This window comes from Actinosynnema sp. NPDC053489 (assembly GCF_044544865.1).
GTDB lineage: Bacteria > Actinomycetota > Actinomycetes > Mycobacteriales > Pseudonocardiaceae > Actinosynnema.
The window spans coordinates 1-26047 of the sequence record NZ_JBITXT010000007.1 but is presented as its reverse complement, the minus strand read 5'-3'; the positions used below and the strand labels follow the sequence as shown (position 1 = coordinate 26047).

Annotated in this window: 23 protein-coding genes; 12 read left to right on the top strand and 11 right to left on the bottom strand. The window is 73.1% G+C overall.

Features of this window, described 5'->3' with window-relative positions; genetic code table 11:
* Positions 1-39 precede the first annotated feature (39 nt).
* Both ACIGNX_RS17440 and ACIGNX_RS17435 read right to left on the bottom strand, forming a co-directional pair.
* Complete coding sequence (locus tag ACIGNX_RS17440; RefSeq protein ID WP_396541126.1) at positions 40-789, bottom strand: DUF4142 domain-containing protein; 750 nt, start codon at positions 787-789, stop codon at positions 40-42.
* Positions 790-801: 12 nt separating this feature from the next.
* Entirely contained in the window at positions 802-1380 is a 579-nt protein-coding gene (locus ACIGNX_RS17435; RefSeq protein WP_396541124.1) for a hypothetical protein, read from the bottom strand.
* Positions 1381-1558: 178 nt separating this feature from the next.
* Here ACIGNX_RS17435 and ACIGNX_RS17430 point away from each other — a divergent pair, with 178 nt between their 5' ends.
* From ACIGNX_RS17430 to ACIGNX_RS17420, 3 genes are all read left to right on the top strand, one after another.
* Positions 1559-2122, top strand: a complete 564-nt coding sequence (locus tag ACIGNX_RS17430) for a sigma-70 family RNA polymerase sigma factor (RefSeq protein WP_396541122.1) — start codon at positions 1559-1561, stop codon at positions 2120-2122.
* Between the two features lie 4 nt (positions 2123-2126).
* A complete protein-coding gene (locus ACIGNX_RS17425) occupies positions 2127-2858 on the top strand; it encodes an anti-sigma factor family protein (RefSeq protein WP_396541120.1) in 732 nt (243 codons plus the stop codon).
* A gap of 100 nt (positions 2859-2958) precedes the next feature.
* The gene (locus ACIGNX_RS17420; protein WP_396541118.1) at positions 2959-3867 is read left to right on the top strand and encodes an NAD(P)-dependent oxidoreductase; all 909 of its coding nucleotides are present in this window, start codon (positions 2959-2961) and stop codon (positions 3865-3867) included.
* Here ACIGNX_RS17420 and ACIGNX_RS17415 read toward each other — a convergent pair.
* Positions 3820-4164, bottom strand: coding sequence for a DUF742 domain-containing protein (locus tag ACIGNX_RS17415; RefSeq protein ID WP_396541116.1), 345 nt, complete (start codon positions 4162-4164; stop codon positions 3820-3822). The genes ACIGNX_RS17420 and ACIGNX_RS17415 overlap by 48 nt on opposite strands.
* Positions 4165-4740: 576 nt before the next feature.
* Here ACIGNX_RS17415 and ACIGNX_RS17410 point away from each other — a divergent pair.
* Positions 4741-5499 carry an ABC transporter ATP-binding protein gene (locus tag ACIGNX_RS17410; RefSeq protein WP_396541114.1) on the top strand — a complete coding sequence of 253 codons (759 nt, stop codon included), beginning with the start codon at positions 4741-4743 and terminating at the stop codon, positions 5497-5499.
* Positions 5499-8036: an ABC transporter permease gene (locus ACIGNX_RS17405; protein ID WP_396541112.1), complete on the top strand. Its 2538-nt coding sequence runs from the start codon at positions 5499-5501 to the stop codon at positions 8034-8036. Before ACIGNX_RS17410 ends, ACIGNX_RS17405 begins: the two co-directional genes overlap by 1 nt.
* A 25-nt stretch (positions 8037-8061) precedes the next feature.
* Here the strand turns inward: ACIGNX_RS17405 and ispH are convergent, their stop codons facing one another.
* The 5 genes from ispH to ACIGNX_RS17380 form a co-directional block, all read right to left on the bottom strand.
* Positions 8062-9000 carry a 4-hydroxy-3-methylbut-2-enyl diphosphate reductase gene (ispH, locus tag ACIGNX_RS17400; protein WP_396541110.1) on the bottom strand — a complete coding sequence of 313 codons (939 nt, stop codon included), beginning with the start codon at positions 8998-9000 and terminating at the stop codon, positions 8062-8064.
* Positions 9001-9418: 418 nt separating this feature from the next.
* Positions 9419-10459 (bottom strand): family 2 encapsulin nanocompartment cargo protein polyprenyl transferase, encoded by a 1041-nt coding sequence (locus ACIGNX_RS17395; protein WP_396541108.1) that lies wholly within the window; start codon positions 10457-10459, stop codon positions 9419-9421.
* Positions 10460-10546: 87 nt separating this feature from the next.
* Positions 10547-11956, bottom strand: a complete 1410-nt coding sequence (locus tag ACIGNX_RS17390; protein ID WP_396541106.1) for a family 2B encapsulin nanocompartment shell protein — start codon at positions 11954-11956, stop codon at positions 10547-10549.
* Between the two features lie 31 nt (positions 11957-11987).
* Positions 11988-13394 (bottom strand): family 2B encapsulin nanocompartment shell protein, encoded by a 1407-nt coding sequence (locus tag ACIGNX_RS17385; RefSeq protein WP_396541104.1) that lies wholly within the window; start codon positions 13392-13394, stop codon positions 11988-11990.
* A gap of 381 nt (positions 13395-13775) precedes the next feature.
* The gene (locus tag ACIGNX_RS17380; RefSeq protein ID WP_396541102.1) at positions 13776-14639 is read right to left on the bottom strand and encodes an alpha/beta hydrolase family protein; all 864 of its coding nucleotides are present in this window, start codon (positions 14637-14639) and stop codon (positions 13776-13778) included.
* A gap of 168 nt (positions 14640-14807) precedes the next feature.
* Here ACIGNX_RS17380 and ACIGNX_RS17375 point away from each other — a divergent pair, with 168 nt between their 5' ends.
* From ACIGNX_RS17375 to ACIGNX_RS17360, 4 genes are read left to right on the top strand one after another with little or no spacing between them, the layout of a single operon-like run.
* Positions 14808-17300: a LuxR C-terminal-related transcriptional regulator gene (locus ACIGNX_RS17375; protein ID WP_396541100.1), complete on the top strand. Its 2493-nt coding sequence runs from the start codon at positions 14808-14810 to the stop codon at positions 17298-17300.
* Positions 17301-17313: 13 nt separating this feature from the next.
* Positions 17314-17730 (top strand): acyl-CoA thioesterase, encoded by a 417-nt coding sequence (locus ACIGNX_RS17370; RefSeq protein WP_396541098.1) that lies wholly within the window; start codon positions 17314-17316, stop codon positions 17728-17730.
* The gene (locus ACIGNX_RS17365; RefSeq protein WP_396541096.1) at positions 17727-18827 is read left to right on the top strand and encodes a zinc-binding dehydrogenase; all 1101 of its coding nucleotides are present in this window, start codon (positions 17727-17729) and stop codon (positions 18825-18827) included. Before ACIGNX_RS17370 ends, ACIGNX_RS17365 begins: the two co-directional genes overlap by 4 nt.
* Positions 18828-18886: 59 nt before the next feature.
* Positions 18887-19705, top strand: coding sequence for a cyclase family protein (locus ACIGNX_RS17360; RefSeq protein ID WP_396541094.1), 819 nt, complete (start codon positions 18887-18889; stop codon positions 19703-19705).
* 60 nt (positions 19706-19765) lie between these two features.
* Here ACIGNX_RS17360 and ACIGNX_RS17355 read toward each other — a convergent pair whose 3' ends face one another.
* Both ACIGNX_RS17355 and ACIGNX_RS17350 read right to left on the bottom strand, forming a co-directional pair.
* On the bottom strand, positions 19766-20443 hold the full coding sequence (locus ACIGNX_RS17355) for a response regulator (RefSeq protein ID WP_396541092.1): 678 nt from the start codon (positions 20441-20443) through the stop codon (positions 19766-19768).
* The gene (locus ACIGNX_RS17350; protein WP_396541090.1) at positions 20440-21639 is read right to left on the bottom strand and encodes a sensor histidine kinase; all 1200 of its coding nucleotides are present in this window, start codon (positions 21637-21639) and stop codon (positions 20440-20442) included. The genes ACIGNX_RS17355 and ACIGNX_RS17350 overlap by 4 nt, the downstream gene beginning before the upstream one ends.
* Before the next feature lie 157 nt (positions 21640-21796).
* Between ACIGNX_RS17350 and ACIGNX_RS17345 the strand changes: the two genes are divergently transcribed.
* On the top strand, positions 21797-22921 hold the full coding sequence (locus ACIGNX_RS17345; protein ID WP_396541088.1) for a UDP-N-acetyl glucosamine 2-epimerase: 1125 nt from the start codon (positions 21797-21799) through the stop codon (positions 22919-22921).
* Positions 22922-23175: 254 nt separating this feature from the next.
* On the opposite strand, the gene ACIGNX_RS17340 is transcribed toward ACIGNX_RS17345, so the two are convergent.
* Complete coding sequence (locus ACIGNX_RS17340) at positions 23176-24618, bottom strand: YdiU family protein (protein WP_396541086.1); 1443 nt, start codon at positions 24616-24618, stop codon at positions 23176-23178.
* Between the two features lie 94 nt (positions 24619-24712).
* On the opposite strand from ACIGNX_RS17340, the gene ACIGNX_RS17335 reads away from it, so the two are divergent.
* Together ACIGNX_RS17335 and ppk2 are read left to right on the top strand one after the other, a co-directional pair.
* Positions 24713-24922 (top strand): DUF2795 domain-containing protein, encoded by a 210-nt coding sequence (locus tag ACIGNX_RS17335; RefSeq protein WP_396541084.1) that lies wholly within the window; start codon positions 24713-24715, stop codon positions 24920-24922.
* Positions 24923-24962: 40 nt separating this feature from the next.
* On the top strand, positions 24963-25937 hold the full coding sequence (ppk2, locus tag ACIGNX_RS17330; RefSeq protein ID WP_396541082.1) for a polyphosphate kinase 2: 975 nt from the start codon (positions 24963-24965) through the stop codon (positions 25935-25937).
* The last annotated feature ends 110 nt before the right edge of the window (positions 25938-26047 follow it).

The following is a 26047-nucleotide window of genomic DNA, read 5'->3' as shown; positions in this document are numbered from 1 at the left end:
GGTGGGAGACGCGCTGTGCCGTCCGGCCACCACCTCCTTTCACGTGACGTCGGCGCGGGGGCGCAGCAGGCGCAGGATCGCGATCGTCACGACCGCGCCCACCAGGCACATCAGCAGCACCGAGAGGGGGCTCGGGCCGCCGCCGCCCGCGGGGAACTGCGCCGAGGCGCGCACCGGGTCCGCGCTCACCGGCGCCGCGCCCGCGGCCACCGGTTTGGACAGGCCCACCTCGGTCACCGCGTTGGTGCTCTCCAACAGGGTCATGTGCTTGAGCACGATCTGGTTGCAGATCTGGGCGAACTGCCGGATCGCCTCGTTGCGGGTGGTGGCCCGGATCGTGCCGATGACCGGGAACAGCGAGCCGTGCGCGGCCCGCAGCCGGTTGGCGAACGAGTCGTCGAACGCCGCGCCGGTGCGGGACCGCATCTCCGCCATCCACGACTGCTGGTCGGCGTTGGCCTCGTCCGGCAGCGGCACGCCCATCTGCGACGCCAGCCGCACCACCCGCTCGTCCAGGAACGCGTGGTCGCCGGCGAGCTGCGCCCCGACCTCCTTCACGCGGGTGCTGCCCGCGCGGGTCTGCGCCTCCTCGCCCATGGGCATCTCCCACAGGCCGGCCAGCCGCACCTTCACCAGCAGTTCCTTGTCCAGCGCGGTGATCGGGCCCAGCGGCGTCTGCTCCACCGGACCGGCCGCGGGCGGGTCGTCGGCGTGCGCGACGCCGGGCAGCGCCGCGGGCGCCAGCAGGGCCAGGGCCAGTGCGGCCACCGCGAAGAGCTTGGCTGACATGGGTTTCCCGCCTCAGTAACCGTCGCCGGTGGACGGTTGCGCGGGCGCCGCGCCGTCGTTCGCCTGCGCCTTCTTGCCCTCCGGCGTCACCGCGAACCACGTGCCGCCCTTGCCCTGGCCCGTCAGCTCGCCCGCCTTCTTGTCGCCCGAGTACCGGTACAGCGGCCACCCGGCCAGCGTGACCTGCTTGCGGCCGTCCGCGCGGGCCACCGAGCCGACCAGCGTCGGGTCGACCCCGGAGGTCATCGTGTGGTCGCTGACCACAACCGGCTGCCACGCCTTCGCGCACTCGCCGTCACAATTGGACTTCGGCGGTTTCGCGGTGTCCTTGTCGTAGCGGTACAGCGCGAAGCCCCCCGCGTCCGCCACGAACCACCCGACCTGCTTCGACTCGGTGGCCGACAGCATCTGGTGCGGCTGGTTGCCGAATTCCGGCGGTTGTTGGAGAGTCGTCGAACCGGAACCGGCGCCGTTCGCGGCGGCCGGGCCGGCGGCGGTGTCGACGCCGGTCACGCCACACGCGCTGACCAGCGCCAACGCCATCGCCACCGGAACCGGCGACAACGCCACCCGGGCACGTCGACTTCGCATCATTGGTCCTTCCTCCTGCCGGCGGGTCCGCCGAAAGGCCTAGGGACCGGGTGAGCCGGGTCCGTGCCTTTGCCGCGGATACCGTGGAGTACGGACACGTTGCGGTGACGGTTCACGAACAAATCGACGACTTTTTTTGCGGCCAAACCCTCGACGCGACGGCCCCCGGCGCGCTTGGATGCACGGCGTGGCGCGGCACAGACGCAGCACTTCCCCCCAAAGAGATCACCACCGCTCGGACGCGACCCTGGAGGACGAGCTCATCCGCAGGCTCTACCAGGAGTTCGGCGGCGCGCTGCTCGGTCATGCCATGAGGTTGACCGGCAACGACCGGCAGTGGGCAGAGGACATCGTCCAGGAGACGCTCGTGCGGGCGTGGCGCAACGCCGAGAAGCTGGAGCGGGACCCCGTCCTGCTGCGCTCCTGGCTGTTCACCGTCGCCCGGCGACTGGTCATCGACGACCGTCGCAAGCGGAGCGTCCGACCGCAGGAGTCGGAGTTGACGCCGACCGACGAGGCACCGCAGCGCGACGAGGCGGACCGCACGCTGGCCGCCATAGTCGTGGCCGAGGCGATGAACGGACTGACGGAGGAACACCGGGAGGCTATTCTCGAGACGTACCTGAGGGATCGGACCGTCGGGGAAGCCGCGGCGGTGCTCGGGGTGCCGCCCGGCACGGTGAAGTCCAGGGTGTACTACGCGCTCCGCGCCCTGCGGCGTGCGTTGCAGGATCGGGGCTGACAAGGTGACTTCGCTGCCGAACCACGTCGACGTGGCGGCGTACGTCCTCGGTGTCCTCGACGAGGACGAGGTCGACGCGTTCGAGAACCACCTCGCCCAGTGCCGTCGGTGTGCGCTCGACCTCCGCGATTTCGCCCAACTGCCCGACCTGCTCGACGAGGCCGACGCCAACGGCATGCTGCGCGCCAACGCGGGGGAGCGGCCCGACGGCCGCTCGGTGCGCGCCATGCTCGACTCGGTCTCGGAAACCCGGGCGCGCAAGCGCCGCACCGTCGCGCTGCTGGCCGCCGCCGCCGCGGTGGTGCTCGTCGTGCTGACCGCGGTCGTGTCGGTGAACGTCGCCGCACCGTCCGACCCGGTCGCCGCCTCCGCGGGCCCCTCGGTGCCCGAGCAGACCAACCTGGCCAAGGGCTCGCCGGACTCGTCCGGCGTCATCAGCCGCACCGACCCCACCACCGGCGTGTCCGCCCGGCTCGCGGCCGGTCCCGAGCCGTGGGGCACGTCCCTGCAGGTCGAGGTGAAGGGAGCGAAGGGCCCCGCGAGGTGCGAGCTGGTCGCCAAGTCCCGCACGGGTGAGGCGGTGGTGGTCGGCTCGTGGCTCGCCGCCGCCTCCGACACCGGCAAGGACCCGGTGACGCTGCAGGGCTCCGTGGGCCTGCGCTGGCACGAGATCGCCGAGTTCGTCGTGCGCGACACCCGGGAGGGCGCGACGCTGGTCCGCCTCCCCACCTCCTGACCGCGCGACCCGACCGCACCACCGTTCAAGACCTCCGCGCCGATCCCGGGTTGACTCGCACCGGGGAGACGGCGCCGTGCCGTCGTGCGAGGAGGTCGCGGTGGAGGTCGGATTCGTCGGGCTCGGCATCATGGGTCAGCCGATGGCGCTCAACCTGGCCCGCTCCGGCCGGCCGCTCGTGGTGTGGAACCGCTCGCCGCACCGCGCCGAACCGCTGCGGGACGCGGGCGCGCGGGTCGCCGCCACCCCGGCCGAGGTCTTCGCCTCCGCCGACGTCGTCATCCTCATGCTGGCCAACCAGCAGGCCATCGACGCCGTCCTCGAACGCGGCACGGACCGGTTCGCCGAGCACGTCGCCGGCCGCACGATCGTGCACATGGGCACCACCTCGCCGGGCTACTCGCACGGCCTCGCCACCGACGTCCGCGCCGCCGGCGGTGACTACGTCGAAGCGCCCGTCTCCGGCTCCCGCGGCCCCGCCGAGGCGGGCGAGCTGGTGGGCATGCTCGCGGGCGAGCCCGCCGCCGTGGCCCGGGTGCGCGAGGTCGTCGCGCCGATGTGCGCCGAGGTCGTCGACTGCGGCCCCACGCCCAACGCCCTGCTGATGAAGCTCGCGGTGAACCTCTTCCTGATCACCATGACCACCGGCCTGACCGAGTCGTTCCACTTCGCCGAACGACACGGCCTCGACCTCGGCACGCTGGTCGAGGTGCTGGACAAGGGTCCGATGTCGAGCAAGGTGTCCCGCGCGAAGACCGCCAAGCTGCTCGCCGACGACTACGACGCCCAGGCCGCCGCCCGCGACGTGCTGATGAACAACCAGCTCATCGCCGACGCCGCCCGCGCCGCCGAGGTCGCCTCACCGCTGCTGGACGCGTGCCTGGCCCTGTTCACCCGCGCGGTCGACCTGGGGCACGGCGGCGAGGACATGATCGCCGTGATCCGCGCGTTGCGGGAGCGCTCAGATTCGGCGCAAACCCGTCAGGACGCGTTCCATCAACTCCAGTGACGGCCTGCCCCGGTCGTCGATCCCCTCATCCCGGTGCACGTTGATGAGGCTCATGTCCGACATGTCCGCCAACAACACGCGCACCACTCCGAGCGGCAACCGCAAAGTCGCCGCGACTTCCGCGACGGAATGCGGATTGCGGCACAGGTCGCTGATGATGCGGTGTTCCGCGGTCGACGTGAGGGCGTCCGAGTCCGCCCTTCGGTTCGTCGTCACGATGGCCTCGATGGCCAACGTGGTAGCGGAGCGCGTCCGCCCGCCGGTTCTGGTGTAGGGGCGCACCCGGAGGGTCGACACACCAGCTCCTCGTAGCCGTCGGCCTTGATCTTCATCACGCGGGTGTCAGGGTCGCTGACGCCGCTAGACCCTACGAGTGATCACGGCTCCTGTCTCGGTTTTCCCGCCATGTGGGAGCAATGGCGGCCCGTGGCGACGGTCCGTGCGCGGTCGCTTCCAACCGGTGTTCACGGGTGCGCGCAGGCGTCGGATGATCGGTCCGCTCCACCGTCCGTTCGGCCTTCGCCCACCTCGGATCGCCTGGGACTGGTCGTCCCAGGCGTCCGCCGGGGGTCTACCCGATGGGTGTGGGATTCGCGATCACGCTTACCTCGCAGAACACGTGAGTGGTGCGTCCAGTGTCCTGGTGATGAGCTCACCACCGAGCGGCTTGTGGCCGTGGCCCAACGTAGGGACGGGTGGAGCGCTCTCACAACGGTTGTTGACCAAGGTTTGATGTTCGGCGCCCCCGCACCCCCTCCGGGAAATACCCCGACCGCGATTCCGGGGTCATTCCGGACGCGCCGGCACCCGCCGGTCCACCACATTTGCTGCCGTGGACGGCGGCCGCCGTCCCGCGCGAGAGGTGGAGGACCGGTGACGGGCAACGTGGGGGCCGCCGCGAGAGCGGTGGACGTGTGGAAGTCCTACGGCACGGGGGAAGCGGCGGTCACGGCGCTGGCGGGGGTGAGCGTCGGGTTCGACCGCGGGAGGTTCACCGCGATCATGGGACCGTCCGGGTCCGGCAAGTCGACGCTCATGCACTGCCTCGCCGGCCTCGACACCGTCGACTCCGGTGACGTCTGGATCGGCGACACCAAGGTCAACGGCCTGCGCGACAAGGGGCTGACCGAGCTGCGCCGCCGCCAGGTCGGCTTCATCTTCCAGCAGTTCAACCTGCTGCCGACGCTCACCGCCGAGGAGAACATCACCCTGCCGATGGCCATCGGCGGCCAACCCGTCGACCGCGCCTGGTTCGATACCGTGATCGACACCGTCGGCCTGCGCGACCGGCTCGCGCACCGGCCCACGCAGCTCTCCGGCGGCCAGCAGCAACGCGTCGCCTGCGCCCGCGCCCTGGTCTCCCGGCCCGAGGTCGTGTTCGCCGACGAGCCGACCGGCAACCTCGACTCGCGCTCCGGCGCGGAGGTGCTCGGCTTCCTGCGGCGCTCCGCCCGCGACTTCGGCCAGACCGTCGTCATGGTCACCCACGACCCCAACGCCGCCTCGTACGCCGACCGCGTCGTCTTCCTGGCCGACGGCCGCATCGTCACCGAGCTGCACGACCCGACCGCGGCCGCCGTGCTCGACACCATGAAGCACCTCGACGGCGACGACCGGCTGGTCGTGGCGTGATGCTGAAGGCGACGCTCAAGAGCGTCCTCGCCCGCAAGCTGCGGCTGGTCCTGTCCGGGCTCGCCGTGGTGCTCGGCGTCATGTTCGTGGCCGGCTCGTTCGTCCTCACCGACACGCTCGACCGGTCGTTCAAGGACCTGTTCACCACCGTCTACTCCGACGTGGACGTCCACGTCGCCGTCAAACCCCGGATCGAGGGCGACGACCCGGACGCCGCCCCCGCCGGCACCCTGACCGCCGCCGACCTCGACGCCGTCCGCTCCGTCGACGGCGTCCGCACGGCCGTCGGCGACGTCACCGGCTCCGCCCGCCCCATCGGCGAGAACGGCAAGGTCCTCACCACCACCGGCGCGCCACGCCTGGGCACCGCCTGGCGCGACGGCGGCCAGGAGCAGCTGCGCGAGGGCCGCGCGCCGCAGCGCGACGACGAGGTGGCCATCAGCGCCTACCTCGCCCGGACCGGCGGGTTCACCGTCGGCGAGCCCATCTCGGTGCTCACCCTCGAACCGAAGCGCACGTTCACCGTCTCCGGCATCTTCGGCTACCCCGGCAACCGCGACTCCCTCGGCGGCGAGCTGACCACCGCGTTCACCGAACCCGCCGCCCAGCGCCTGCTGCTCGGCACGCCCGGCGCGTACAGCGGCATCACCGTGCGAGCCGACGACGGCGTGTCACAGACCGTGCTGCGCGACCGCGTGCAGGCCCGGCTGGGTGATTCCCACCAGGTGAAGACCGGCGAGCAACTGGCCAAGGAGTCCGCCGACCGGATCGGCGAGGGCCTGGAGTTCTTCAACTACGTGCTCCTCGGCTTCGCCGGCATCGCCCTGTTCGTCGGCGTCTTCATCATCCTCAACACCTTCTCCATCATCGTCGCCCAGCGCACCCGCGAACTGGCGCTGCTGCGGGCCATGGGCGCGAGCCGCAAGCAGATGATCGCCTCCGTCGTCACCGAGGCGGTCGTCATCGGCCTCATCGCCTCCGTCGTCGGCCTGGCCGCCGGCATCGGCGTCGGCGCGCTGCTCGCGGAGCTGTTCAGCACGTTCGGCGGCGGCAGCCTGCACCTGGCCGGCATCGCCGTCCCCGCCTCCGCCGTGATCTCGTCGTTCGCGGTCGGCATCGTCGTCACCGTGCTGGCGGCGCTGCTGCCCGCCGTGCGGGCGTCCCGCATCCCGCCGGTCGCGGCGCTGCGCGAGGCCGCCACCCCCGACCGACCGCTGACCCGGCTCACCGTCGCGGGCGCGGCCCTCACCCTGGCCGGCGGCGGCGCGCTCGCCCTCGGGTTCACCGACGGCACCCTGTGGCTGGTCATGACCGGGCTGCTCGCGTCGTTCGTCGGCGTCGCGCTGCTCACCCCCGTGATCAGCAGGCCCGTCGTCTCCGCGATCGGCAAGCTGCTCGCCTGGTCCGTGCCCGGCACGCTGGGCAGGCGCAACTCCGCCCGCAACCCGCGCCGCACCGCCATCACCGCCGCCGCGCTCATGGTCGGCATCGCCCTGATCACCGGCGTCAGCGTCGTGCTCACCTCCGCCACCACCAGCATCACCAAGGTCGCCGACACGCAGATCAAGGCCGACCTGATCATCTCCGGCGAGACGACCGGCGCACCGGGCAGCGGCACGTTCACCCCCGACCGGCTCGACCGGGTTCTCGCCACGCCCGGCGTCGAATCGGCGTTCGGCTGGTACCACGACACCGTGCTGGTCAACGGGCAGCGCGGGTTCGGCGCGGTCGTCACCGACGTGCCCGCCATGCGGGGCATCTTCGGGCTCGACGCCACCGGCGGCACGGTCGCCGACCTCGCGGAGGGCCAGATCGGGCTGGACGAGGTCGCGGCCGGCGCGCTCGGGCTGCGGCAGGGCGACACGGCGACCGTGCAGACGACCAAGGGCGAGCAGCGCACCTACGCGGTCGCGTTCGTGCTGGCCAAGACCACCGTCGTGACCGACGCCGTCTTCCTGCCCCGCTCGGCGGTCGACGGGTTCGCGCTGGCCCAGCTCAACAGCGCGTTCGTCAAGGCCGGACCCGGCGTGGACGTCACGGCGCTGCGCCACGACATCGAGCCGGTGTTCGCGGACAACCCCGAGGTGTCCGTGCAGGACCTCAGCTCCTACGCGCGGCAGCAGGCGGCGCAGCTGGACACCGTGCTGCTGATGATCCAGGTGCTGCTCGCCCTGGCCGTCCTCATCGCGGTGCTCGGCGTGATCAACACCCTCGCGCTGTCGGTGATCGAGCGGACCCGCGAGCTGGGGCTGCTGCGGGCGATCGGCATGCGGCGCGCCCAGGTGATGCGGATGATCACCGTCGAATCCGTGGTGATCTCCGTGTTCGGCGCGCTGCTCGGCCTGGTCGTCGGCACCGCGCTCGGCGTCGTGGCCGTGCGGGCGCTGGAGGACCAGGGCTTCACCGACCTCGGCGTCCCGTGGGCGCGACTGGGCTCGTACCTGCTGATCGCCGCCGGCGTCGGCGTGGTCGCGGCGATCCTGCCCGCCGTCCGGGCCGCCCGGTTGAACGTCCTGCGGGCGGTCGCGCACGAGTGACGGCACCCGGGCCCGGTCGGTCCACTCAGGACCGGCCGGGCCCGGGGCGCACGGCCGCGGGCAGGGTGAACTGGATCGTCTCGCGCGCGGTCTCGCGGACCTGGACGTCCCACGCGCCCAGCGCCTCGATCACCTCGTCCACCAGGCGCGGCGGCGCGGACGCGCCCGCGCTCACGCCGACCACCCGCGCGTCGACCAGCCACTCCTCGCGGATGTCGGAGACGTCGTCGATCAGGTGCGCGGGCGTGCCCATCCGGCGCGCGGTCTCGACCAGCCGCACCGAGTTCGACGAGTTCCGCGACCCCACGACCAGCACGAGGTCCGCGTCGCGCGCCACGTCCCGCACCGCGTCCTGCCGGTTCGTCGTGGCGTAGCAGATGTCCGCCGACGAGGGGCCGCGCAGGGCCGGGAACTTCGCCCGCAGCGCCGCCAGCACCTCGGCCGTCTCGTCCACCGCGAGCGTGGTCTGGGTGAGGTAGGAGACCCGCGCCGGGTCCGGCACCTCCAACGCCTCCACGTCCGCGACCGTCTCCACCAGCACGGTCTGCGAGGGCGCTTCGCCCACCGTGCCCTCGACCTCCTCGTGCCCGGCGTGCCCGATGAGCACCACCGTGTCACCCCGCGCCGCGTACCGCTTCGCCTCGGCGTGCACCTTCGTCACCAACGGGCAGGTCGCGTCGACCACGTCGAGCCCTCGCCGCGCCGCCTCCTCCCGCACCGCCGGCGACACCCCGTGCGCGGAGAACACGACCGTCGCCCCGTCCGGCACGGAGTCCAACTCGTCCACGAACACCGCGCCGCGCGCCTCCAGCTCGGCCACGACGTGCGTGTTGTGCACGATCTGCTTGCGCACGTGGATGGGCCCACCGCGCTGGTCGAGCAACCGGTCGACGATGTCGATGGCGCGTTCCACCCCGGCGCAGAACGACCGGGGCGACGCCAGCAGCACAACGGGAAGGGCCACGGCACGGCTCCTCGTCAGGTGAGGTGTCAGGGGCAGGTCGCTCGCGGTGGTGCGGGGTACGGGGTGGGGTGCGGGATGAGCAGGCGGGCGGGCGGGTGCGCGGGTGCGCGGACGGGTGTGCGGACGAGGGCGGTGTGCGGGCGAGTGCGATGTGCGGGCGGGTGCGGTGTGCGCGGCTGGCGAGTGCCGGAGCGGCGGTCGAGGGTGCGCGACGGGAGGCGGTGGAGGGTGTGGGTGGCGGGGGCACGAGGCGGTGGAGGGTGTCGGTGGCGGGGCACGCGGTTGGTTGGCGGCCTCGTTGTTCCAACCGACGTTCGAGGAGGGCGATAACGGCGTTTTCGTTGATGGACCCGTGTGAATTCACCCGTCAGTGCAGCGTGTCACCAAGGAAACAGCAGGTCAAGCGCCACCCCGCACCTCAGTGGTCGCGGCGAGTGGCGAGCCTCGCCACGGCGTCCAGTTCCCGCGCCGCCCGCTCCGACGGCCCCGCCGCCCGCAGGTCCTCGCGGGCCTGCTCCAGCAGGTCGTCCGCCCGCCCCTGGCTCCACGCCCGCGCCCCGGACACCTCGATCAACTCCGCCGCGCGGGCCAGCTCACCCGCGCTCAACGGCTGCGGGGCGTGGTACAGCGCGTGCAGCTCCCGGGCCGCCGGCGTGTCCGACGTCAGCGCCGCCACCACCGGCAGGGACTTCTTGCGGTTCTGCAGGTCCGAGTACACCGGCTTGCCCGTCACCTCCGGATCACCCCAGATCCCGAGCAGGTCGTCCACGAACTGGAACGCGAGCCCCACCCGCTCGCCGAACGACCGCAGGCGCTCCACCTGGTCCGGCCGCCCGCCGCCGAACAGCGCGCCCAACGCGCACGCCGCACCCAGCAGCGAGCCGGTCTTGCACTCGGCCATCCGCACGCACTCCGCCAGCCGCACGTCGACCCGCTCCTCGAACGCCAGGTCGGCGCTCTGCCCGTCCAGCAACCGCTGCACCGCCGTCGACAGCAGCCGGATCGCCTGCTGCGCCTTCGGGTGCCCGCTGCCCGCCAGCACGTCGAGCGCGAGCGTCAGCAACGCGTCGCCCGCCAGGATCGCCGGGTTCACGCCGAACACGTGCCACGCGGTCGGGCGGTGCCTGCGGGTCGTGTCACCGTCCATCACGTCGTCGTGCAGCAGCGAGAAGTTGTGCACCAGCTCCACCGCGACCGCGGCGGGCAGGGCCGCGTGCGCCGCGCCGCCCACCGCCTGCGCCCCCAGCAGCACGAGCGCGGGCCGGATCGCCTTGCCCGCGTCCGCACCCGTCGGCCTGCCGTCCCGGTCCCACCACCCGAAGTGGTAGCCCGCGATCGCCCGCATCGAGTCGGGCAACCGGTCCACCGCCGCCCGCAGCACCGGGTCGACGCCGGCACGGCTCCAGTCCAGCACCTCGCGCGCCGTCCGGTGGTCGAGGCTCACGTCCAGGTCGGTCATCGGCACAGCTCCTGTTCGGGGTAAGCGGCGGGGGAGGAGGGCCGGCAGCCGGGTGCGACGCCCCGGCTGCCGGGCACGGCGGCGTGGTCAGGACCGGCCGATCTCCACGTGCTCCAGCACCCCGAGCGCGTCGGGCACCAGCACGGCCACCGAGAAGTAGGCGCTGACGAGGTACGACACGATGCCCTTCTCGTTGATGCCCATGAACCGGGCGTTCAGGCTCGGCTGGACCTCGTCCGGGATGCCGGGCTGGTGCAGGCCGATCACGCCGCTGTCCTGCTCGCCGACCCGCATGGCCAGGATCGAGGTCGTGCCCTGCGGCGTGATCGGGATCTTGTCCGACGGCAGCAGCGGCACCCCGCGCCAGGTGACGACCCGCGTGCCCTCCACGTCCGCCGTGCCGGGGTAGACCCCTCGCTTGCTGGCCTCCCGGCCGAACGCGGCGATCGTGCGCGGGTGGGCCAGCAGGAACGCCGTCTTGCGCCGCCGGGACAGCAGCTCGTCCAGGTCGTCCGGCGTCGGCGGTCCGGAGCGGGTGTGGATGCGCTGCTTGAGGTCGGCGTTGTGCAGCAGCCCGATCCGCCGGTTGTTGATCATCTCGTGCTCCTGCCGCTCGCGCAGGGCCTCGATGGTCAGCCGCAACTGCTGCTCGGTCTGGTTCATCGGGTGGTTGTAGAGGTCGGCGACGCGGCTGTGCACCCGCAGCACGGTCTGCGCCACCTCCAGCTCGTACTCGCGCGGGGCCAGCTCGTAGTCCACGTAGGTGGCCGGCAGGTCCGGCTCGCCCTCGTGGCCGGAGGCGATCTCGATCGCCGCCTCGCCGTGCTTGTTCTGCGGCTTCGACACGTTCCGCACGACCGCGTCGATGTGCGCCCGCAGCGCGTCGGCCCGGCCGTTCAGCTCCTGCACCGCCCGCCACGGCAGCGCCAGCGCGATCACCGGCGTCACCGCCTTGACGGTGAACTCCCACTCCGCCTCGCCGCCGAGCAGCACGTCGTCGCCGAAGTGGTCGCCGTCGGCCAGCGTGTCGAGCACGGTCTCGTCGCCGTACTTGCCGCGACCGACCTTGTTCACCTTGCCGTGCGCGACGAGGTACACCTCGTCGGCCCGGTCGCCCTGCGCCACGAGCACGTCGCCGGGCTGGAACTCCCGCTGCTGGAACCGGTCGGCCAACGCGTCGAGCACGTCGTCGTCCGGGAAGTCGCGCAGCACGGGCAGCTCGCGCAACTCCTGCGGGATGACCCGGACGTCCGCGCCGGTGCTGGTGAAGCTCACCCGGCCGTCGCCGAGCGCGTAGGTCAGGCGGCGGTTGACCCGGTACGTGCCTGCCTGGGTGGTCACCCACGGCAGCTTCCGCAGCAGCCACCGGGGCGAGATGCCCTGCATCTGCGGGGTGGACTTGGTGGTGCTGGCCAGGTTCCGCGCGCCCGCGGTGCTCAGGCTCTGCCGCTGCTGCTCGACCTCTTCCGGGCTGAGGCCGGGGTCTGTCACGGTCACTTCTGCTGCCCAATCTGGTCAGGGGGACTGGTCAGTCCTCGCGGCCGAGCTCCACGTGCTCGAGCACGCCGATCGCGTCCGGCACGAGGATCGCGGTGGAGTAGTAGGCGCTGACGAGGTAGGAGATGATCGCCTTCTCGTTGATGCCCATGAACCGCACGTTGAGGCCGGGCTGGTACTCGTCGGGCAGGCCGGTCTGGTGCAGGCCGATGACGCCCTGGTTCTGCTCGCCGGCGCGCAGCAGCATGACCGAGCTGGTCCGGGTCTTGGTGATCGGGATCTTGTTGCACGGCAGCACGGGCACGCCGCGCCACGCCGGCACGTGGTGGCCGTTGAGGTCGATGGTCGAGGGGTAGATCCCGCGCTTGCTGCACTCGCGGCCGAACGCCGCGATCACCCGCGGGTGCGCCAGGAACGCCGTGGGCTCCTTCCACACCGTGGCCAGCAGGTCGTCCATGTCGTCCGGGGTGGGCGGGCCGGTGCGGGTGTGGATGCGCTGCTTGAGGTCGGCGCTGCTGAGCAGGCCGAAGTCGCGGTTGTTGACCATCTCGTGCTCCTGGCGCTCGCGCAGCGCCTCGATGGTCAGCCGCAACTGCTGCTCGACCTGGTCCATCGGGTGGTTGTAGAGGTCGGCCACGCGGCTGTGCACCCGCAGCACGGTCTGCGCGACGCTCAGCTCCAGCTCGCGCGGCGCGATCTCGTAGTCGACGAACGTGCCGGGCAGGTCCGGCTCGCCCTCGTGGCCGGAGGCGATGTCGATCTCGGCCTCGCCGTAGGCGTTGGACTTGCCGCCGCCGGACGCGTACATCCGCTGGATGTGCGCGCGCAGGCCGCCCGCGTCGCCGTTGAGCTGCTCGAAGACGTCCCACGGCAGCACCAGGGTGATCACCGGCGTGACCGCCTTGACGGTGAACTCCCACTCGCCCTGCGGCCCGGCCAGCACGTCGCCGCCGAAGTGCTCGCCGTCGGCGAGCGTGCCGAGGACGGTCTGCGCGCCGTACTCGCCCTGGCCGATCCGGTTCACCTTGCCGTGCGCGATGAGGTACAGCGCGTCCTGCGGGCGGCCTTCCTCGACGATCACCGCGCCGGGCTCGAACTCGCGCTGCTCGAACCGGTCCGCGAGCGCGCTGAGCGCGTCGACGTCCTCGAAACCGCGCAGCAGCGCCAGCTCGGTCAGCTCCTGCGGGACGACGCGCACGTCCGCGCCGATGTTGGTGAAGGTCAACCGGCCGTCGCCGATGGCGTAGCTGAGCCTGCGGTTGACGCGGAAGGCACCGCCCTTCGCCTCCACCCAGGGCAGGATCTTCAGCAGCCACCGCGAGGTGATGCCCTGCATCTGGGGGACGGACTTGGTCGTGGTCGCCAGGTTCCGCGCCGCCGCCGTGCCGAGGCTCAGCCGCGAGTGCTCGGTCTCCAAGTCCGGATCGGTCACCGTCACCGCTCACACACCGCCAATCGGGTTCGCTCATTGGTCCGGAACGACGGTAGTGAGCGCGCATATGCAACGGGAATCGGCCGATGTGGCGACACCCCTGAGGGGGAGTTTGACCTGGTAAGTGCACTCACAGTGGATGTTGTCCACGTGGCAAGTAATTAACGGGTGATCTTGTGTGATGAATCCTCGCCATTCGTGGCGAGGGGAAATTCATAGCTCTTCTGCCGTACTCGAATTCACCGGTACGTGCCGTTGCGGAGGGCATGATCCAACTCTGCGTGGGTGTCTCGCCGAAGTGCGGGCAGAAGTTCATTCGGAGGCGTGCACGAAAACGCGGTGCCGACCTGGGGTCGGCACCGCGCTGTGAACGTGGACTGGCGTGGGTCAGGCACCGTGCGGGCAGGTGTCCCGGTACTCCTCGATCAGCGTGCTGCGACCCGGGGCGGGGCACAGGAACTGCTCGTAGCGGGTGTCGTTGTCGATGAACCGCTTGAGCCACGCGATGCTGTACTTCGCGATCGTCGTGTTCGACGAGTTGGGCGCGAAGTGGCTCGCGCCGTTCAGCTCCAGGTACGCCTTGTCCAGGGTGGACGGCAGCGAGGTGTAGAACGGCTCGGAGTGCGTCGCCACGGGGGCGATCGTGTCGTCCTCGGCGCCGACGACCAGGGTCGGCACGCGGACGCTGCCCCAGCTCTTGTCGGTGTGCCACGCGGTCAGCGGGATGGCCGCCTGCAGCGAGGGCCGCTGCTCGGCGGCGCGCAGGGTGCCGCCACCGCCCATCGAGTGGCCCATGACGCCGAGCCGGGAGGCGTCGATGCGGCTGCGCACCGAGCTGCTCTGCGTCAGGTAGTCCAGCGCGGCGAGCAGCTGGCTCGCCCGGCTGTCGGGCTGGTCGTAGATCGTGATCGTGTCGATGGTGAACACCACGAAGCCCTGCGACGCCAGGCGCGGGCCCAGCCACGAGATGCTGGACTGCGTGCCGGTGTACCCGGGCGAGATGACGACCGCGCCGAACGTGCCCTCGGCGGTGCTGGTCGGGTAGTAGATCGTGCCGCCGCCGAAGCCGGACACCAACGAGGACACCGAGGTGGTCGCGGTGGCGAACGGGCCGCGAAGGGCTTCGATGCTGGAGTTGCTCGGCGCCGGACCCCTCCGGTACTCGGTCTCGGCCGCGTTGGCGGGCGCGACGCCGACCAACGACAGGACGAGGGCGGGGACGAGTGCGGGGATCAGTTTGCGGAGTTGCACGTCGGTGTACACCTCGCTTGGCAGGGAATTACGGACAGCGATGACCCTGCGCCACCGGGTGAGCGCTCCGCATCGGTGGAACCACCGGTCCCGGGCAAAACTAACACTGGTAGATAATTTCGGCCCGACATCTTCCGCTCGCCGTGGACCACCAGCCAGACTGGCCGCATGCTGCGCGGACGTGACCGGCAGCGCGTCGCCGTCGACGCGTTGCTCGCCCGTGCCCGGGCCGGGCGCGGCGGGGCACTGGTGCTGCGCGGCGGTCCGGGGTCGGGCAAGACCGCGATGCTCGCCGCCGCACGCCGGGCCGCCGGCCAGGGCGACCACGTGCTGCTGTGCGTGGACGACGCCCACCTGCTCGAGGACGTCGACTGGCTGGTGGAGCTGGCCGCGAACGCCGCCGAGGAGCCGGTGGCGGTGCTGGTCGCCACCGAGGGCGAGCCGCTCGGCCTGCCGTGGGTGCGGCTCGACCCGCTGGACCACGCCGACAGCCTGCGCGTGCTGCGCGACCTGCGCCCCGGTCTCGCGCCGGGGCTCGCCGACGACGTCGCCGACCTGGCCAGGGGCAACCCGCTCGCGCTCACCGAGCTGGCCCGCGCGCTGACCTCCGAGCAGCTCGGCGGCACCGCGCCCGCGCCCGACGCGCTGCCCGAGGACAGCTCCCTGCGGGCCCGGTTCGGCGCCCGCTTCCGCGCCCTGTCCCCACCGGCCCGGTACGCGGTGGCGCTGAGCGTCGTGGACGACGAGGTCGACGCCGACGACCTGGCCCGGATGCCCGACCTCGACCTGACCGCGGTGGAGGAGGCGGGCGCGCTGCTGCTCGACGGCGGCCCGCTGGTCCGCTCCACGCTGCGGGCCGAGCTGCCGCTGGCCCTGCGCTACGCCGCGCACGCCGCGCTGGCCGAGCACCTGCCCCCCGGCCCGCGCCGCACCTGGCACGAGGCCGCGCGCGTGCCCGGCGCGCGGGACGCGTTCGGCGAACGCCTCGCCGGGTCCGCGAGCCGGTCCCGCCGCTGCGGCGACTACCCGGCCGCCGCCCGCGACCACGACCGCGCCGCCGCGCTGACCGCCGACCCGGACGCCAGGGCCCGCCACCTGATCGCCGCGGCCACCGACCACTGGGCCTGCGGCGCGCCCCGCCGGGCCCGCGTCGCGCTGCGCACCGCCGCCCGGCTGACCGACAGCGACGAGCTGCGGGCCCGCGCCGAGCTGCTGCGCGGCGGCATCGACCTCGGCAACGGCCTGCCCGACGTGGCGGTGCGCCGGCTGCTGCACGCGGCCGGCGAGCTGGTCGGCACGCACCGCGCGCTGGCCATCACCGCGCTCGGCTTCGCCGGCGAGGCGGCCAGCATCGCGGGTGACCACGCCCGCTACGCCGAGACCGCCGCGTTCGCCGCGCGCCTGCGCCGACCCGACGAGCCGGACGGGACCCGGATCACCCTGGACCACCTCGCGGGCATGGCCGCCACGTTCGCCGGGCGGCACGAGCAGGCCCTGCCCGTCCTGCGCTCGGTGATCGAGCTGGCCGAACGGGTGCCGCACCCGCAGGCGAAGATCTGGGGCGGCCAGGCCGCCTACACCCTCGGCGACGCGTCCCGGGCGCACGAGCTGGCCACCAGCGCCGTCACCGCGGCCCACGAGCACGGCCTCACCGCCCTGGTGCCGTGGGCGCTGGTCTACCGGGCGCTGTCGGCGCTGCTGCTGGACCAGCACTCGGTGGCGCTGTCGGCCGCGTTCGAGGGCGTGCACGCGGCCACCGCCATCGGCCAGCACAACGCCGTGGTCGACCACCTCACGATCCTCGCCCTGGTCGCCGCGCTGCGCGGCGACACCGACACGGCGGTGCACCGCATCGACGCCGCCGCCGAGCAGATCGCCGAACGGGGGCTCGGCCGCTCCGGCACGTTCGGCGCGTGGGCGTTCGCCTGCGTGGACCTCGCGCTGGACCGCCCGGCCGACGCGCTGGACCGGCTGCGGCTGATGGCCGCCGGGTCGGGCGGCGTGCACACCGGCATCAAGGTGATGGCCGCGCCGCACGTCGTCGAGGCCGCCGTCGGGTGCGGCAGGCCCGCCACCGCGGACCGGGCGCTGCGGCGCTACGAGAAGTGGGCGGGCACCACGGGCAGCGCGGCGCGGTTGGCGCTCTCGCACCGCTGCCGCGGCCTGCTCACCGAGGGCCAGCGCGCCGAGGAGCACTTCCGCGAGGCGATCCGGCTGCACCGGGCCAGCGGCACGGCGATGGAACTGGCCAAGACCGAGCTGTTCTACGGCCACCGGCTGCGGCGCGACCGCAAGCCCCGGGCCGCGCGGGACCTGCTGCGCGACGCGATGAAGATCTTCCAGCGCTACGAGGCCGACCGCTGGGTCGCCCGCGCCCGCGCCGAGCTGCGCGCGGCGGGCGAGGCCGTCGCGCCCGCCCCGCCCGACCGGACCGCCGACCGCGCCGCGCACCGCGGGTCCGGCCGCCCGCAGGCGGACCCGGTCGCGCGCCTGACCCCGCAGCAGGCGCAGATCGCCCGCCTGGTCGCCGAGGGCGCGACCAACCGCGAGGTCGCCGCGCGGCTGTTCCTGAGCCACCGCACCGTCGAGCACCACCTGCGCAACATCTTCGCCAGGCTCGAGGTGCGGTCCCGGGTCGAGCTGACCCGGATGCTCGACTGATTCAGGAGGTTCGGTGCGACAGGACTACCGGCACTGGCAGCGGATACCGACCCGGTGGCACGACAACGACGTGTACGGGCACGTGAACAACGTCGTGCACTACGCCTTCATGGACACCGTGATCAACACGTGGTTGATCGGGGAAGGCGGGTTGGACATCCACCGCGGGCAGGCCATCGGGCTGTGCGTGGAGTCCCACTGCAACTACCGCGCGTCCATCGCGTTCCCCGAGGCCGTCGACGCGGGGCTGCGGATCGGCCGGCTCGGCCGCTCCAGCGTCCGCTACGAGATCGGCTTCTACCCCGAGGGCCGGGACGACGTGGTGGCCGAGGGGCACTTCGTGCACGTGTTCACCGACCGCGGGACCCGGAAGCCGGTGGCGATCCCGGCCGGGCTGCGCGCCGCGATGGAAGGGCTGGTGGTCGCGTGAGGACCAGGGGTGCGGTGCTGACGGAGGTCGGCGGGCCGCTGGAGGTGCTCGACCTGGAGCTGGACCCGCCGGGTCCGGGTGAGGTGCTGGTCAGGGTGGGCGCCACCGGGTTGTGCCACTCGGACCTGTCGGTGATCGACGGCTCCCGCGTGCGGCCGCTGCCGATGCTGCTCGGCCACGAGGCCGCGGGCGAGGTGGTCGAGACCGGGCCGGGCGCGTCGGACTTCGCCCCGGGCGACCGGGTTGCGCTGTCGTTCGTGCCCGCCTGCGGCTCGTGCCGCCGGTGCGTGTCCGGGCGGCAGGCGCTGTGCGAACCGGGCGCGGCGGCCAACCGCGAGGGCACGCTGCTCGGCGGCGGGCGGCGGTTGCGCCTGCCCGACGGCACGCGGCCGCACCACCACCTCGGCGTGTCCGGGTTCGCCGAGTACGCCGTGGTGTCGGAGAAGTCGGCCACGCTCGTGCCCGCCGACCTGCCGTTCGAGGTCGCGGCCCTGTTCGGCTGCGCGGTGCTCACGGGCGCGGGAGCGGCGTTCTACAGCGCGGCGGTCGCGCCCGGCGACCGGGTCGCGGTGTTCGGCCTCGGCGGCGTGGGCCTGGCCGCGCTGCTCGCCGCGCGGGCGGCCGGCGCGTCCCGCGTCATCGCGGTGGACGTGGTGGGGCACAAGCGGGAGCTGGCCCGCCGGCTCGGCGCGACCGACGACGTGCCCGGCGGCCCCGACGCGGTGGCGCACGTGCGCGACCTGACCGGCGGTGGCGCGGACAAGGTCATCGACACCACCGGCGTCGCGGCCGTGCTGGAGCAGGCGTACCTGGCCACCGCCGCCGGCGGCACCACGGTCACGGTCGGCCTGCCGCACCCCGACCGCACGATCACGCTGCCCGCGTTGAGCCTGGTCGCCGAGGAGCGCACGCTCAAGGGCAGCTACCTCGGCTCGTGCGTGCCGCGGCGGGACGTGCCCCGGTTCGTCGAGCTGTACCGGGCCGGTCGGCTGCCGGTCTCGGAACTGCTGTCCGGGAGCCTGCCGCTGGAGGAGATCAACACCGGTTTCGCCCGGTTGGCCTCCGGGGAAGCCGTCCGACAGGTCGTCGTCATGTGATCACCCAGCCGGTACGGTTGCCCGGATCGGGTGACAGCTAGGTGGAGGAGTGGTCGGCGGTGCGCAGACGGTCGATGCTCGCGGGTGTGGCGACGGCGGTGGGCGGTGCGGTCGCGGGTGGCGCGGTCGCGGGCGGTGGGTCGGCGAGCGCCTCGGGTCGGCCGGGCCTGGCCGACTACCGGCTGGTGAACCTGGCGCACGTCAACGACCCGGACCGGACCAACGTCTACCCGGGCGACCCGGCGTTCACCCTGACCACCGTGACGACCGTGCCGGAGGACGGCTTCTACCTCCAGTACGCGCAGCAGGGCGAGCACACCGGCACGCACTGGGGCGCGCCCGCGCACTTCAACGCCGACCAGCCGCACGCCGACGAACTCGACGCCGAGGACCTGTTCCTGCCCGCGGTGAAGGTCGACGTCCGCGACCGGGCCGCGCGGGACGCCGACTACGAGGTGAGCGTGGCGGACCTGCGGCAGTGGGAGAAGCGGCACGGCCGCATCCCGAACGAGGCCGCGGTCGTGCTGTGGACCGGGTGGGAGGAGCGCTGGGGCACCCCGGCGTTCTTCAACTACGACGCCGAGGGCCGGATGCACCAGCCGGGGTTCTCGCTGGCGGCGGTGCAGTGGCTGGTCGACACCGGCCGCCTGGGGCGGCGCGGGGCGCTGGGCACGGACACGTTCAGCCCGGAGTCGGCGCTGGACGAGGAGTACCGGGTCTCCAAGCTGCTCTACCGCGAGCACCGGATCAGCCTGGAGGTCCTGGCGAACCTGGCCGAGCTGCCGCCCACCGGGGCGCACGTCCTGGTGGGCGGCACGATCAACCGCCGGGGTTCCGGCTCGCCGGCGAGCGTCTACGCCTTCGTGCCGAAGCGGTGACCCGGGCGGCGCCGCCGATCCGGTGACACCCGGCCGGGGGCGCCGGGCCGCGGCCGCCGTTCACCCCGCGGTCGGGTCGTCGCCCGGGGTCAGGTGCAGCTGGCTGGCCAGCAGCGCCGCCTGCACGCGGTTGTCCAGGTGCAGCTTCGTCAACGTCCGCGAGACGTACGTCTTGACCGTCGACACGCTCATGTACAGGCGCTCGGCGATCTCGGCGTTGTTCAGGCCCAGCCCCACCTGCCCGAGCACCTCCCGCTCCCGCTCGCTGAGCTGGTCGATCCGCTCGGCCGCCCCCGGGAACGAGGTCGGCGCGGCGGAGCGGCCCGACAGGCGGCGCAGGATGCGCCTGCTCAGCTCGGTGTTCAGCACCGACGCGCCGCCGTTCACCGCCCGGACCGCGCTGATCAGGTCCTGCGGCGTGAGCTGCTTGAGCAGGAAGCCGTCCGCGCCCGCGGTCAGCGCCTCGATCATCAGCTGGTCGTCGTTGAACGTGGTCAGCGCCAGCACCAGCGGCGCGGCCGGGTCCTTCTTCAGCTGCGCGGTGGCCGTGACCCCGTCCACCCGGGGCATCCTCAGGTCCATCAGCACGACGTCGGGCCGCTGCTCGCGGCACACCGAGACCGCCTCGGCGCCGTCCGCGGCCTCGCCGACCACCTCGATGTCCTCGGCGGACTCCAGCATCGCCCTCGTCCCGGCGCGGATCAGGGGCTGGTCGTCCACGACGAGCACCCTGATCATGTCGCCGATCGTCCCACGGCACCACCGGCACCGCGACCGCACGGCAGGTCGGCACGCAGCACGAACACCCCCGCGTCACCCGACGGGGCGGCGGTGAGGCTGCCGCCCGCCAGGGCCGCCTCGTCGGCGAGCAACCGCAGGCCGCGCCCGGTGCCCGGCAGGGAAGGCCGGTCCCGGGGCGGGAGGGGACTGGTCACGGTCAGCAGCACCCGGTCGTCGGCGCGCGCCAGGAGGATGTCGGCGCGCGGCACGTCCGCGTGCCGCAACACGTTGGTCAGCGACTCCCGCACCACGCGGTAGCACAGGTCGCCGGTCGTCGCGCCGCACGCGCCCGCGCCGCCGTCCACCGAGCAGGTGACCTCGACGCCGAGCGACCGGTAGTCCCGCACCAGGTCCGCGATGTCGTCGACGGTGAACCGCGCCACCGCGCCGTCGGCCCCCGCCGGCGCGGAGAGCACGTCGAGCACCTCGCCGAGCTGCGCGATGGCCTGCCTGCCGACGTCCGCGATCTGCTCGCACCGCCGCCGGATCGACTCGGTGGCGGCCGGGTCCACGCTGATCGCGCCCGCCGTCGCCACCATCACGCTGACCTGGTGGCCGACGCCGTCGTGCATCATCGACGCCAGCCCGGCCCGCTCGGTCAGGCTGCGCTCCCGCAGCGTGCTCTCCCGCAGGCGCTGCTGGCGCTCGGTCGCCAGCGCGGCCTGCCGCTCGCGCTCGACGGAGGCCTCTTCGAGGCTGTTCTTCGCCATGCCCATGACGAACGGCGCGACCGCCGCGAGCGCCCAGTAGACCAGCCCGTTGAGCCCGTTCGCGGGCAGGCTGCTCCGGACCGTCGGCTCGAACAGCACGTGGTGCGTCGGCCACAGCAGCACCACGGCCACCGAGAGCACCGCCGGGGGCCACCGCCGCCGCCTGGTCAGCGAGAACGTCATCACGTAGATCGCGTACGGCAGGTCGGTCAGCAGGAACGTGGCGCAGGCGACCACCAGGGCCAGCAGGTCGTGCTCCCGCCGCCACAGGCCCACCACGAGCGCGCACAGCGCCGAGATCGCGGCGAACGCGGCCGGCGTCGGCGTGGGGGCCGTGCGGTGCAGCCCGGTCAGCAGGCCCACCGCCGCCGGGCCGGTGATCACCAGCGCCGCCATGGCGTCACGGGGTCGCCGCGAGCGGAACAGGTGCTGCCAGCGTTGCATCACTCACACCATGCAAGCAGCACGTCCGCCGCTCGGCGACTCGACCGTCAACCCGGGTCCACACGGCGGCGCGAGCCGTCATCGGCGGTCCACGCGGCGGCACCGGCACCCGGGGTGTGCTGGGTGTCGACAACCCCACCGGTTCACGGAGGCAGCCATGACCGCAGTCCTGGAGCACACCGATCGACGTGCCGCACCGCCTGCGGCGGCCCAACCGCGCACCGGTTCCGTCGCGGTGGTGCTCGGAACGCGGCCCGAGGTCTTCCGCCTCGCGCCGGTGCTGGGCGCGCTCGGCGGTGCGGCGCGGTTGGTCCGCCCGGGGCGCTCCCCGCTGCCGGACGCGCCGCTGCCCGGGTTCCCGGACACGATTCGCAGCTGCGCGATCGCGGTCGCGCTGGAGCGCCTCCAGCACGACTTCACCACCGACCGGCCGGACGCCGTGCTCGTGTCGGGGGACAGCGACGTGGCGCTCGCCGGCGCGCTGGCCGCCCGGTCGCGGGGCCTGCCGCTGGTGCGCGTGGACGCCGGGGTGCGCGACCACGACCTCGGCCGGACGGAGGAGCACAACCGCGTGCTGCTCGACCGGATGGCCGACGTGCTGTGCGCGCCCACGCCGCTCGCGGTCGACACCCTGCGGGCCGAGGGCCTCGGGGACCGGGACGTGCGGCTCACCGGCGACACCACGGTCGAGGCGGTGCGGCACCGGCTCCGGGGGCGGGCCGAGCGGCTCGCCGTGCTCCGGGCGTGGGGCCTGGAGGAGGACGACTACGTGGTGGCCACGATCGGCCGGGCCGCGCACGTCGACGACGAGGAAGCACTGTTCTCGCTGGTCAACCAGCTCGCCGGCGTGGTCGACGCGGGGCACCCCGTCGTGCTGCCGGTGGACCCGCGCACGAAGGCGGCGGTGCTCCGGACGGGCGTCCTGGCCGCCGGGGTGGACCTGCGCCTGGCGGACCGGCTGTGGCACTCCGAGTTCCTCGCGCTCGCCCGGCACGCCGGGGTGGTCGTCACCGACTCGGGGACCGTGCAGGCGGAGGCCACCGTGTTGAAGCGGCCGGTGCTGGCCGTGGGCCGGACGACGGAGCGGCCGGAGGCGCTGGCCGGGTTCGGCACCCTCGTCGGGCCGGAGGACGACCTGACCTCCCTGGCGCTGGACCGCTTGTCCGACCACGACCTGCGCGCCCGCCTGGCCGACGTCCCGTCGCCGTTCGGTGACGGCCGCGGCGGCGACCGGATCGCCGCCGCCGCCCTCGCGCTGGTCGGCACGAACGTCCGTCGTTGACGACGGAGCCCGCCGGTCCGCCGATTCGGGCGGTGGACCGGGACGGGCACGGGTGCGGCTCGCGACCGCCGCGGGGGCGGAGGTCGGAGGGGTCGGCACCCACCGCCGACGGCAGGTGCGCCGGTTCGTCGATCGGGCGACGGGCCGGGCGCGCGCCGGTGGTTCTCGGGGACCGGTGCCGCTGTCGGGTGAGGTAGGAGGCCGGGTGGTGCGGCCGCCGTCGGGGCGGCGGCCGCACCCGGCCGCACGGGGGATCAGGTGCCGCAGAACGTCTGGTAGGTCGCGGCGAAGTCCCGCGGGGCCGGGGTGGCGTAGTGCTCCAGCCCGGGGCGCTCGTCGTAGGGGGACGTGACGGCGGAGAGCAGGTCGTGCAGCGGGGCGAGGTCGCCGCCGGTCGCGGCGGTCAGCGCCTGCTCCACCAGGTGGTTGCGGGGGATGTAGAGGGGGTTGACGCGGCGCATCGCGGCCGCGTCCGGGCGCAGGGCGCGCCAGCGGGCCAGCCAGGCGTCGATGCCCGCCAGGTCCAGGAACAGCTCGCGGGCGGGCTCGGTGTCGCCGTCCGCCGCCGCGCACAGGCGCCGGTGGAACGACGTGTGGTCGACGTGGTTGGCGTGCAGCAGCGAGAGCAGGTCGTCCACCAGCGGGGAGACCTCGGCGTCGGCGGGCAGGCCGAGCTTGGCCCGCATCCCGGCCGTCCACACCTCGTTGTACCGCCCGCGGAACGCGCCCAGCGCCTCGACGGCCCGCCCGATCGCCTCCTCCTCGTCCGCGGCGAGCAGCGGCAGCAGGGCCTCGGCGAGCCGGGCCAGGTTCCACTCGGCCACCCGCGGCTGGTTGCCGTAGGCGTAGCGGCCGCCGTGGTCGATCGAGCTGTAGACGGTGGCCGGGTCGAACGCCTCCAGGAACGCGCACGGCCCGTAGTCGATCGTCTCACCGGAGATCGTCATGTTGTCGGTGTTCATCACGCCGTGGATGAAGCCCACGAGCATCCACCGCGCGACCAGCTCGGCCTGGGCCGCCACGACCGCCTCGAACAGCGCGAGGTAGTCGCCCCGCGCGCCGGGGTGGTGCCGGGCGATGGCATGGTCGGCCAGGCGGCGCAGCAGGTCGACGTCCCCGGTCGCCCGCGCGTACTGGAAGCTGCCCACGCGCAGGTGGCTGCTCGCCACCCGGGCCAGCACCGCGCCCGGCAGCACGGTCTCGCGCCGCACCGGCCGACCGGTCGCCACGACCGCCAGCGACCGGGTCGTGGGGATGCCCAGCGCGTGCATCGCCTCGCTGACGACGTGCTCGCGCAGCATCGGGCCCACCGCCGCGAGGCCGTCGCCGCCGCGGGCGAACGGGGTGCGGCCGGAACCCTTCAGGTGCAGGTCGCGCGGACCGCCGGGGTGGTCCAGCTCGCCGAGCAGCAGGGCGCGGCCGTCGCCGAGGCGCGGCGAGTAGTTGCCGAACTGGTGGCCCGCGTACGCCTGCGCGACGGGTGTCGCGCCGGCGGGGACCTGCTCGCCGACGAGCAACCGCACGCCCTCGGGGCCGCGCAGCCAGTCGGGGTCGAGGCCGAGTTCGACGGCCAGCCGCTCGTTGAGCACGAGCAGGCGCGGCTCGGGTGCCGGTTCGGCCCGCCACGGCAGGGCCAGTTCCGGGAGGTCCCGCGCGAAGTGGTTGCCCAACGTGACGGTCGCCGCTGCGGTGTTCACCCGACCCACGGTACGTCGTCCGTGCGGTCGGTCACGTGTCGTCCCTCCCGTGCCGGGTAATCGGGGGGCACGGCTACGAGCGCGGAGGAGAGCGATGAGCGACACGACGACGGTGGACAGGTTGCGGACCGCGCTGGGCGACGTCGCGTACCCGGCGGACAAGGGGCAGTTGGTCGACCACGCGTCGCGCAACAACGCCGACGAGGACACCGTCCACGCGCTGCACTCGGTGCCGGACCGCCGCTACGAGTCGTTCGACGAGGTGGTCGAGGCCGCCGCGATCGACCAGGACCGCGAGGTCTGATGTCGGTTTTGCCCGTTTGCGGTCGGGGTAAGCCCCGACCGTGAACAGCCTGCCCGAGCTCGCCGAACTGTTCCCCGGACTGCGCGTGGACGACCTCGTGGTCGACTACGAGGACGGGGACGACCCCGTGCTGCGCCACCCCGACGGCACCGAGATCGACACGTGGCGGGAGAACTACCCGTACCCCACGCGGCTCTCGCGCGACGAGTACGAGCTGTCCAAGCGGCTGCTGCAGATCGAGCTGCTGAAGCTCCAGTACTGGATCAAGGACACCGGCGGCCGGATGGTCATCGTGTTCGAGGGCCGTGACGCGGCGGGCAAGGGCGGCACCATCAAGCGGTTCACCGAACACCTCAACCCGCGCGGGGCGCGGGTGGTGGCGCTGGGCAAGCCCACCGAGCGCGAGCAGGGCGAGTGGTACTTCCAGCGCTACGTCAACCACCTGCCGACGGCGGGTGAGCTCGTGCTGTTCGACCGGTCCTGGTACAACCGCGCCGGCGTCGAGCGGGTCATGGGCTACTGCACCGACGAGCAGTACGAGCGCTTCACGCGGCAGGCCCCGACGTTCGAGCGGATGCTCGTGGACGACGGCATCCTGCTGGTCAAGCTGTGGTTCTCGGTGTCGCGGGCGGAGCAGCGGACGCGGTTCCTGATCCGGCAGGTCGACCCCGTGCGGCAGTGGAAGCTCAGCCCGAACGACGTGAAGTCGCTCGACAAGTGGGACGCCTACACCGAGGCGAAGGTGGCGATGTTCCGCGCCACCGACACCGAGGCCGCGCCGTGGACCGTGGTGAAGAGCAACGACAAGAAGCGGGCCCGGATCGAGGCCATGCGCAGCGTGCTGGCGCGCGTGGACTACGCCGACAAGGACGTCGAGGTGGTCGGCGAGCCCGACCCGCGCGTGGTGGGCCCGGCGGCGACGCTGCTGGAGGAGGGCGAGGACGAGTCGTCGCTCAGCCCGACCCCGATCGCCCCGGTCGACGACCCCGACCACGGGCCCGGCATCCACCCCTGAGCGAATTCATCTCTGAGTAGCTGTTTCCGAGCTACTACTGTTGAGTGAGTCGGCGGCTGGTGATGCGGATCATGGACCAGCGGACCATGGCCTCGTGGTGGTGCGGGAGT